12 protein-coding genes and 1 pseudogene are annotated in these 8,728 nt (G+C 32.0%); 12 read left to right on the top strand and 1 reads right to left on the bottom strand.

The window, feature by feature from the left end; genetic code table 11:
* The first annotated feature begins 152 nt into the window (after window positions 1–152).
* From CQZ94_RS16260 to CQZ94_RS31785, 12 genes and pseudogenes are all read left to right on the top strand, one after another.
* The gene (locus CQZ94_RS16260; protein ID WP_105586194.1) at window positions 153–767 is read left to right on the top strand and encodes a stage II sporulation protein M; all 615 of its coding nucleotides are present in this window, start codon (window positions 153–155) and stop codon (window positions 765–767) included.
* A gap of 414 nt (window positions 768–1,181) precedes the next feature.
* Complete coding sequence (locus CQZ94_RS32390; protein WP_374954547.1) at window positions 1,182–1,310, top strand: helix-turn-helix domain-containing protein; 129 nt, start codon at window positions 1,182–1,184, stop codon at window positions 1,308–1,310.
* A gap of 397 nt (window positions 1,311–1,707) precedes the next feature.
* Window positions 1,708–1,935, top strand: a complete 228-nt coding sequence (locus CQZ94_RS16250; RefSeq protein ID WP_105586193.1) for a methyltransferase — start codon at window positions 1,708–1,710, stop codon at window positions 1,933–1,935.
* Window positions 1,936–1,973: 38 nt separating this feature from the next.
* A complete protein-coding gene (locus CQZ94_RS16245; protein ID WP_086411182.1) occupies window positions 1,974–2,189 on the top strand; it encodes a hypothetical protein in 216 nt (71 codons plus the stop codon).
* 83 nt (window positions 2,190–2,272) lie between these two features.
* Window positions 2,273–2,572, top strand: a complete 300-nt coding sequence (locus CQZ94_RS16240) for a hypothetical protein (RefSeq protein WP_044797605.1) — start codon at window positions 2,273–2,275, stop codon at window positions 2,570–2,572.
* A 15-nt stretch (window positions 2,573–2,587) separates the two neighbouring features.
* Complete coding sequence (locus CQZ94_RS16235) at window positions 2,588–2,884, top strand: hypothetical protein (RefSeq protein WP_105586192.1); 297 nt, start codon at window positions 2,588–2,590, stop codon at window positions 2,882–2,884.
* Window positions 2,885–2,940: 56 nt separating this feature from the next.
* Window positions 2,941–4,107 (top strand): hypothetical protein, encoded by a 1,167-nt coding sequence (locus tag CQZ94_RS16230; protein WP_105586191.1) that lies wholly within the window; start codon window positions 2,941–2,943, stop codon window positions 4,105–4,107.
* 432 nt (window positions 4,108–4,539) lie between these two features.
* Window positions 4,540–4,869, top strand: a complete 330-nt coding sequence (locus CQZ94_RS16225; RefSeq protein ID WP_078177303.1) for a PadR family transcriptional regulator — start codon at window positions 4,540–4,542, stop codon at window positions 4,867–4,869.
* A 1-nt stretch (window position 4,870) separates the two neighbouring features.
* Window positions 4,871–5,629, top strand: coding sequence for an NADH dehydrogenase subunit (locus CQZ94_RS16220; protein WP_105586190.1), 759 nt, complete (start codon window positions 4,871–4,873; stop codon window positions 5,627–5,629).
* A gap of 987 nt (window positions 5,630–6,616) precedes the next feature.
* Window positions 6,617–6,979 carry a YrdB family protein gene (locus CQZ94_RS16210; protein ID WP_002144369.1) on the top strand — a complete coding sequence of 121 codons (363 nt, stop codon included), beginning with the start codon at window positions 6,617–6,619 and terminating at the stop codon, window positions 6,977–6,979.
* Between the two features lie 210 nt (window positions 6,980–7,189).
* A pseudogene (locus tag CQZ94_RS16205) lies at window positions 7,190–7,324 on the top strand (helix-turn-helix domain-containing protein); the annotation flags it as partial.
* Window positions 7,325–7,471: 147 nt separating this feature from the next.
* Window positions 7,472–7,597 (top strand): hypothetical protein, encoded by a 126-nt coding sequence (locus tag CQZ94_RS31785; protein WP_001107285.1) that lies wholly within the window; start codon window positions 7,472–7,474, stop codon window positions 7,595–7,597.
* 160 nt (window positions 7,598–7,757) lie between these two features.
* On the opposite strand, the gene CQZ94_RS16200 is transcribed toward CQZ94_RS31785, so the two are convergent.
* Complete coding sequence (locus tag CQZ94_RS16200) at window positions 7,758–8,255, bottom strand: CcdC protein domain-containing protein (protein ID WP_105586188.1); 498 nt, start codon at window positions 8,253–8,255, stop codon at window positions 7,758–7,760.
* Window positions 8,256–8,728 lie beyond the last annotated feature (473 nt).

Below are 8,728 nucleotides of genomic sequence, written 5' to 3'. Positions count from 1 at the left end.
AACGAAAAAAGGAGGATCCCTTGTGAGAGTAGGGATTCTCCTTTTCCTTGCTACCAATAATGGGACGTTATGTTAACCGGTTATGTATACGATATACAAGAAAAATTTCTTTACTACCGTATTATTCAGATGGTAAAATTTAGAAAAGAGAGGTGAGAGTTATTTCGAAAATAATTAATAAGGTTGTATTTAAAAGAGCTATTAACTTTTTCATATTAGGGGTAGCACTAACTGTTATTGCAACCATAATAACTTTTATAATCAATCCAGATCTAAAAGAAACACTGGAAGGGTTAGGAAATAGAATACCAGATCAAGTAAAGGAATTAACAGGTATAGAAAAGGCATGGAAATACATTGTTAATAATGGTTTTATCGTGCCTTTACAAATGTTTATATTAGCCTTGATTCCAATACAATTTTTATATGTTATACATATAATTTTAACTGCTTCACTTCTTGGGGTTTCTTTTGGAATTGCGTTACAAGTTGGTTTTAAAAAAGGTTTTGTGATGATAATTTCATCCATCCCTCATTACCTTGTTGAAGTTTTCGCTTTGTGTTTATTTGCGGCTATTCTTTTTGAATTAAATAAATTTATTAGAATCAAATTAAAAATTATGTTCAAAAAGGATAAAGAAAGAGTATCTCTTAGTAAAAAAATTTTAGAAGTAATAAAAATTTATGCTATTTTAACTTTACCTATAATTATCGTTGCTGCATTCTTAGAAACTTACATAACTAATATCATATTTGATTTATTTTAGGAACTTTATATGCTTGATGAAGATTGAGATTTACCTAAACATAATACAAACTGTGCTTATAACTTCCAATAACGAGAATTATGTAAATGAGCTGTCCATATGGACAGCTCATTTTATTTTTTGCTTAACGTGGTTTTTTTCCAAAATGCTGGCGGTACCCCATTAAGCACATAATCTATTTAGATTATGTGCTTTTTTGTCGAAATTAACAGAATGAATTTTCAGAAATATTATTAATTAATCACGAAAACGTGATAGAATAGACGTATAGGATATCACGTTTTCGTGATTGGAGAGGAGGGATATAATGCCTGATAAGAAAAGTTCTGTAGAAAAAAATTTTCAAACTCCCCACTTTCCAATGTTTTTACAGCAAGTGAAGCCGAACAGAAGTGGGGATTAGAAAAAGGTACCGTGAGATCGTCATGTGTACGTGGTAAATTAAAAAATTACGTAGAATTAGGATTAGTCAAGAAGTCAGGAAATACATGGCTTCTAACTAAAGAGGTTATGACTGAAGTTTACGGATTTCAAAAGAATTAAGGATCCATAAATCACAAGAAATACCCATTAAAAATAGACATGAAAAAGCCCCCACCACCGCCAAAGTAAGTAAGGGCTTTTCCAGATACATTACAAAAGAAAGGCTGATTCTAGATGGCAAATAGCTACCTAAAAACTCATAACAGCAAGAATATTTTATCACATTTAACTAAAAAAGAAAAAATGAAAATTGTTATAAAGGCCAATTTAAATAAGCGATATAACGTCACTTGTAAATGGTTTGGTATAGATAATTGTATTACCTCACAAATTTGGTTCTTCGGTACATTTGGAATATCTATTTTCATGGTTGTAGCTACATATATGATCTCTGGAATATGTTTTGGGTTTTAATTCTAATATCTTTCAACTTATATAATTAAGGAGGAATTATTTTATGAATAAAAAATCTGTAAATGTAAAAATTGGTGATTCTGTACAATTCCATTATCGTCATGATTCTTCAGTAACACTAATTGGTTCTGTAGTTAATGTATTAACTAATACCATTGTTGTGGCTGTCTCCGATTCTCCAAATAAGATCCCTGGACTAGAAGACCGGCAACTAGTAAAGCTTGGTCAGTTTAAAAAAATTCGAAAACAACATTTGCTCTTGGCGCAATAATCTTCCCTTATAACTAATTACTTTTAGGAGGATATAATATGAGGCCAAAACGCGGTGAATTTTTTCACTTTTCAAAAGATAACACTGTATACTTAGTTTTAGGTTACGCAAAAATGTTCGGTAATGAAGAACACGACTTTATTAACCTTAAAAGAATGAAAGACTCAACTACTATAACGCTTAGTGCCGATTTGTTTTTGCTCTATATACAAGCTGAAAAATTCGTAAAAGATAATGTACTAGTAACTAGTTAAATAAGATCACATTTAAACAAATCTTTCCCACCATATTCTCTTTTTCCAATAGTATGGTGGGAAAAACGTAAAGGGTGAGAGAAATGAAAGGGAAAGAGGGAACGAAAGGCTTTTTTGTGTTTAGTAAGAAACATGGGAGGACTTATGTTTACTTAGTACGTGCTACTTATAAAAATCAAAAGAAGAAAAATATTCCCTTGTTTTCATTCGGTCGATTAGAGGATGCTCTCAATAATATGTATGATTGGCGTGATAATTTTGATCTATTTCCTATACTTTTATCTGAGTTAGGATACTCCTGGGAAGATTTACATGAATGGATCTTAACTTTAGAGACTGGTTATAGCAAATACGGAAGAAAACTTTGCATAGCTAACGATTAGGAGGGGGTATGTATTATGGAGAACTATCTGAAAGAAAAACATCGAAGAGAAAAGTTAGAACAAATTTTCAACCGTACAATAAAAGGAGAAAGTTATTTCCAATGCGATTCTTTCAGGTGGAAAAATATCGTATTTAAACATTACAATAAAATTAAACGAAAAGAAATGAGTATAGAACAACTCGTTTCAATAATACAAAAAGAAGGAATACATTTTACACAACATCCTTCGTTAATAACATATCCGATAATTGATTTTATAAAGTATATAGCGAAAATCTGTAAAGAAACAATAGAAATTGAGTCCTGTTAATACAGGACTTTTCTTTATAAATCATTATTTAAATACACATGAGGGAGTTTTTGATAATGTCCGGAAGTATAAAGAAAAGGAACGGAAATTCAATTACACATGAACAGTTCCTAACTAAAATTTATAAATTAGTAGGGGAAGAATACAAGGTTTTAACTACTTATACTTCATCAAAAGAGAAAATTTTGATGAGGCATAATATTTGTGGACGTGAATTTTGGGTTAGAGCCAGTCATTTCACCTCTTCTGGTTCAAGATGTAAAGTATGTTCATTTAAGAATATGAATGCAAAAACACATGAACAATTCATAAAAGATATCTACTCTACGGTAGGTGAGGAATATACTGTCTTAGGAAATTATGAAAGGGCACATATTAAGGTTTTGATACGACATAACAATTGTGGACTTGAGTACTTAGTAGATCCAGCAAGTTTTCTATTTGGTTCTCGCTGTCCTGAATGTAACCGTAAGGTGATTGGAGATTTAAAAAGAAAATCCCATATTGAGTTCCTTAAAGAGTGCAAGCATTTAGTTGGCGAGGAATATACTTTGCTATCAGAATACATAGCAACAAATGTCCATGTACTGATGAGACATAATAATTGTGGAAATGAATTCACTGTCATGCCATCTAATTTTTTAAGAGGGAAAGGTTGTCCAAAATGCAAAGGTAAAAGAATTAGTATGGCTAAAACAAAAACACATGATGAATTTGTAGAAAGAGTATTCCAACTAGTAGGGAACGAATACAAAGTTATTGGCTCTTATGAAAAAGCAAGAAAGAAGATACTTATGCAACACACGATTTGTGGTCATACATATCAAGTAACTCCTTCACACTTTGTTACAGGAACTAGATGTCCCTATTGTAATGAAAGTAAGGGGGAACGTATCATTAAAGAATACCTTGAATCACAAAATATTTGTTTTAAAAGAGAATATACATTCCCAGATTGTAAAAATATTGATTTATTAAAATTTGATTTTGCTATCTTTGATAAAAATAACTCTTTAATTGCTTTAATTGAATTTGATGGTGAACAGCATTTTAAACCGGTTCCATACTTTGGTGGGAAAAAGAAGTATGAGGAGACGAAAAAAAGGGACAAGATAAAAAATGATTACTGTCAAAACAATGATTTTAAATTAATAAGGATACCATATTATGAAGAAGATATTTCTTCTTTTTTAGATTATCAAATACTTAATAATTTATTATAAATCTCAATAAGACAAAATAAAAATCCCCTTAAATCTCATACTCTAATGGGGGCACGGCAACGATTCGTTCTTTTTCGGGCCACTTGCAAAAAACTTTCAAAGTTATGATAAAACAATGAATTTAAGGTAATTAGATTTGAAATTTTCAAGAATACTTGCTTAAAATGTGTTCCGTAAACATATTTTAAGCAATATTTACAGGTGTTCTGTAAACTAATCTTGTTAAATTCATCTCAAAAAGTTAACGGAACTCTAATTCTGTTAACAAAAATATATATCAAGTAATATTTATATTAAAAGATAAAACATAGGAAGAAGTTAAAAATAGATACTTTTGAAATCGTTTTGTTTTTGTGAGTGTTAACTTTAAAGGTACATCCACATACCTTGCATTACAAGCTACTAGAAAATATGTATGAAAAGGGGGATGAAATGGCAGACTCAACGCAAATGTTAAAAGGTATTTTAGATGGATGTATTTTAGCCATTATTCAAGAAGGGGAAATATACGGTTACGAATTAACGGAGAAATTGCATAGCTATGGCTTTCATTCGTTTAGTGAAGGAACGATATATCCATTATTATTACGTATGCAAAAAGAAGGATTAGTTACGAGTGTATTAAGGGAATCTACGGCTGGTCCAAAACGAAAATACTACTTGTTATCAGAATTAGGTGAAAAAGAATTGGATAGTTTTAAAGAGCGTTGGAGCGATTTAAAACTATCTGTTGAAAATGTGATTAATAAAGGGGGAAAATAGCATGTTATCAACGAAGTCTGAACAATTTTTAGTCGAACTTAGAATGTATTTATTGCAACGAGGAAAAAAAGATGAAGATATAAATGGAATCGTGGAAGAATTAGAAGTTCATTTAATAGAAGCTGAAAACAAGGGGAAAAGTGTAGATACTATTATTGGCAAAAGCCGAAAACAACATATGAAGAATATTGGGAAAGAACTACCTGTAGATAAAGAAGGATTGTTCGTATTAATTCCTGCAGCAATTCTAGTTATTGTCGCTTATATGTGCTTTGCTCCAGCTATTAGAGGACAATTCAAAATTTCACAAAACATATTGTTATTTGGATCATTACCCTTATTTCTGACCCTTTCTGTATTTGCAATTACACTATTCAAAGGGATTCCTAAAGTATATCCATCTACAAAAAGTTCACTATTTCTTGTAATGTTAGCTAATTTTATTGCTATCGGAGTCTGGGTAGGATTCTATTTTTGGATGAATAAACAAATTGATACCGATTATTTTGTGGCAACTACACTACAAAATTATAGTATTGCGGCTGTTTGTATTCTGATTTTTATTATGTTTGCGTTGTATACAAAATCGTGGATTACGATTTTTGTAGCATTTTCAATGTGTATAGGCCCAATCTTAGAAAGGGTAATCCCAGGTGAAATAAATAAAGACCCACTGTATATTACAGTAACGATTATCGGTTGTGTTGTCATAGGTATTTGTTTAGGGATATATTTCTACAAAAAAAAGAAAAAATCATGAAACAAGCCATTAAACAGGATGAAGCTTGGGCGATATACAAAATCCTAATTTGGATTGTATTCATTTAAACGTCTATTATATATGTCTATTTTTCGATAAGTATTAGCATAAAGGAATACATTTTGGTTAATCTTCTTTCCAAATGTATTCCTTTTATTTATTGTAAAATGCGTGTTTAAGTGATATTTCGATTAAATTACAATCATGAGTGGCCCCAAAAACAAGGAATCGTTGCCGTGCCCCTAATGGGGATTTTCATTACTAACTGGAGTCCCACCCCATTGCCATCAACTTAAGAATTCAGAATTACCCTAAAACGAAAAAAATGAACTAAATTCTCATGGATACCTATGAAAAGATGAAATTTTCATTTCGGTATCACTTCAAAATGTTAGCTTGATGGGCATGGAGTGCTACCCCTAAAACAGAAGAGTAAATTCCCTGTTGCAGAATCCTTATTATAAGGATTCCTTTTTTTGCATATAAAATTTACAAATAAAAAAAGATAAGATCGGCGAATACGATCTTATCTTAAGCATAAGGGAAAAACAAGTGACACAAACCATCTTAATTTTTATGATATTATATTTTTTGTTAATTTTCGATATAAAACCCATATTTAACATCTATATCAATATTGAGAAATTTATTACAAAACTAGCTATAAATGATTCAAAATCCCAATGTAAACTTTTACCCATTAGCTTACATTCGTTTCACCTAAAATATTGACTCCATCCAAAATCGCATAATATCCTCGAAGTACAAAGTAAAAATGTACATTCAAAATGCTGTGTTGATGTGCAGGTTTTTTTCTTATTCAGCAATCGGGCCATTTTCTGGAATAAAGCGATTGCTTAAATCACAGAATTTTGAAATAATTGTTATTAAGTTAAATGGCAGGATTTTAGAATATGACCGAAACATATTGTATATAAAAAAATTAACATTAGTTTCTTAATTCTTTTTATTGGGAGGAAGAGTCGGATGGAAATAAAATGGATAGGTGTTAGCGTCCTCACCGGATTCTTTCTACTGGAGCTTGGTGCAATGGCTGCGTTCAGTTACTGGGGTTATCATATCAAGACAGGGGCAGCGGTCAAAATTATACTCGCGGTTGCCACGCCACTAGTCATAGCCACTCTATGGGGGATGTTTCTCTCCCCGAAGGCGTCGCTCCCCATCTTCTCCTTCCCCATACGAACTACGCTTAAGCTGGTTGTGTTCATTGTTGCTTCCGCAGCTTTGTACGCAAGTGGGCAAAGCGCGTTCGCAGTTACTTTTCTGACGGTGTCCCTTCTTATCGTGGCAGCAGTCTTCATCTTGAAGCTTCATAAAGTAAATATGTGAAGTGGATTAGTCTAAAACTGAACTTCAATAATCGGGCGCTTTAATTGAGCAAGGATCACAAAAATCATCAAACTTTTTTATAAAAGGATGATTCAATTGAATATAGAAAAAGCGTGTTTTGATCAATCTTTTTTCAAAGCACGCTTTTTCTATTTGCTCTTTTATCAAGGTTTATTAGGTTAATTTAATCAAACTTTATTCAAAAGCTACAACAAAGCATATAAATTTCGTATCTATCCAACGAAGGAACAAAAAATATTAATTGTTAAAACCATTGGGTGCAATCGCTTTGTATTCAATTTCTTATTGAGCGAATGGGGCAGTTTATTTAAAGAAGTAAATCAAATCGAATAGGCTACAAAAAAGAAAGCAAACTAAAATCGTGGGTGCTGATGACGAAAAAACACAACTCCGCTATCTGTATATAGTGTATTTATTATAGTTGGCATCCTTGAAGGAATAACTAAATCAAGCTACAAGGGTGGTGAAAAAATGGCTAAAAATAAGAATAATCAATTGAAGAACAATAAAAATGCTGTACCAAAAGCAGATGTAGAATTTGCGGGAGAAAATGGACTTGAAAAAATCGCATTAAGAGCCCAAAAAAAATCAAAATAAGTAAACAATAGGGGGCAGTAAATCTGTCCCTTTGTTCCTCAAAATTAACATAGTTCTTCAAAAAAATAAGCATCTTTTGTTAGCATAAAACCAATGTATTTCAAAACCTGGAAAGTCCCCTCAGAAGTTCTGAAAGTACTTTCCATTCACATAATTAGTGTTATCGTAAGTCAATGTTATTGTTAGTTTGGATTCGACTTTTGTATAGTTGACGAAATTTGATGAAAGAGATAATTCTCCAAGGTAAGATATATCCCAGTGCTACAGTCATAAATAGTGCTGCTTCTGTTTCTGGACCTAGCCATTTTAAATAATCACGAAGTAAAAAACGGATAATAAGTACGATGAGAAAGGTAATAATAAAGCTCTTGTTTCTTATAGCATAAATATGCTGATCGAATCGGAGTTCATAGTGAGTGGTCCAAATAAGTGGAATTGACAAAAGAAATCCAAAGATAGCTGCACAAATCCATTCCCAGCCAGCGGCATGTGCTTTTGGATTTAAGATGATGTGAATGCAGGGGAGTAACAAAAATAGTATGGGTAAGAGAATGCGGGTTCCGTTTCCTTTAATAGGGCGATACATTGCCAAAGTTCTACGCCATATGACTAACGCAGCAATTATGATCACAATAGAGTAAAACGAAGAAGAATCCATGATTTCACCTCGACACATAGAATATTTCAATTATATGGAAAGTACAGATGGTTGGATAGTGGTATTCATCCTGATTGGGGAAATATAACATTAATTTGTGATATCATATATAGGTATTTGCCATTACATACTATTGCAAGAGGTAAGCAAAGAGGCTTATCCCTTATGTATCAAGGATTACGCCTTTTTTTCTTTTGAAAGATTTATAGAAAAAAACATACTTGTTTTATTAAGTATGCAGTCTCAGAATTGTCCTTATTTCCCATATAAAAATCGCATATTTGCTAGTTAGTTTAATACTTTTTGTAATGGAACAGCTGCAATCTAAAATTATGATTTGAGTACATGCAATATATACAATACCCCTGGCATATAGCTAATAGCGTATAGCGCGCTTATAGCTAAACAACAAGTCCACTGCCAAAGTAGGGCTATTTTTTTCTGCCTTTTGTGGTAATATCGGTGTTGCCGTT

The organism is Bacillus sp. MYb209 (assembly GCF_002975175.1).
Classification (GTDB): Bacteria; Bacillota; Bacilli; order Bacillales; family Bacillaceae_G; genus Bacillus_A.
Note: the sequence above shows the minus strand (reverse complement) of the source record. Positions and strands in the feature narration are given on the sequence as shown.

What these genes read in the sequence shown, in the direction of transcription:
- CQZ94_RS16235 (WP_105586192.1), top strand. Translation starts at nt 2,588, where the DNA reads ATGGAGAACTATCTGAAAGAAAAACATCGAAGAGAAAAGTTAGAACAA.
- CQZ94_RS31785 (WP_001107285.1), top strand. Translation starts at nt 7,472, where the DNA reads ATGGCTAAAAATAAGAATAATCAATTGAAGAACAATAAAAATGCTGTA.
- CQZ94_RS16230 (WP_105586191.1), top strand. Translation starts at nt 2,941, where the DNA reads ATGTCCGGAAGTATAAAGAAAAGGAACGGAAATTCAATTACACATGAA.
- CQZ94_RS16225 (WP_078177303.1), top strand. Translation starts at nt 4,540, where the DNA reads ATGGCAGACTCAACGCAAATGTTAAAAGGTATTTTAGATGGATGTATT.
- CQZ94_RS16220 (WP_105586190.1), top strand. Translation starts at nt 4,871, where the DNA reads ATGTTATCAACGAAGTCTGAACAATTTTTAGTCGAACTTAGAATGTAT.
- CQZ94_RS16200 (WP_105586188.1), bottom strand. Translation starts at nt 8,255, where the DNA reads ATGGATTCTTCTTCGTTTTACTCTATTGTGATCATAATTGCTGCGTTA.
- CQZ94_RS16245 (WP_086411182.1), top strand. Translation starts at nt 1,974, where the DNA reads ATGAGGCCAAAACGCGGTGAATTTTTTCACTTTTCAAAAGATAACACT.
- CQZ94_RS16240 (WP_044797605.1), top strand. Translation starts at nt 2,273, where the DNA reads ATGAAAGGGAAAGAGGGAACGAAAGGCTTTTTTGTGTTTAGTAAGAAA.
- CQZ94_RS16250 (WP_105586193.1), top strand. Translation starts at nt 1,708, where the DNA reads ATGAATAAAAAATCTGTAAATGTAAAAATTGGTGATTCTGTACAATTC.
- CQZ94_RS16210 (WP_002144369.1), top strand. Translation starts at nt 6,617, where the DNA reads ATGGAAATAAAATGGATAGGTGTTAGCGTCCTCACCGGATTCTTTCTA.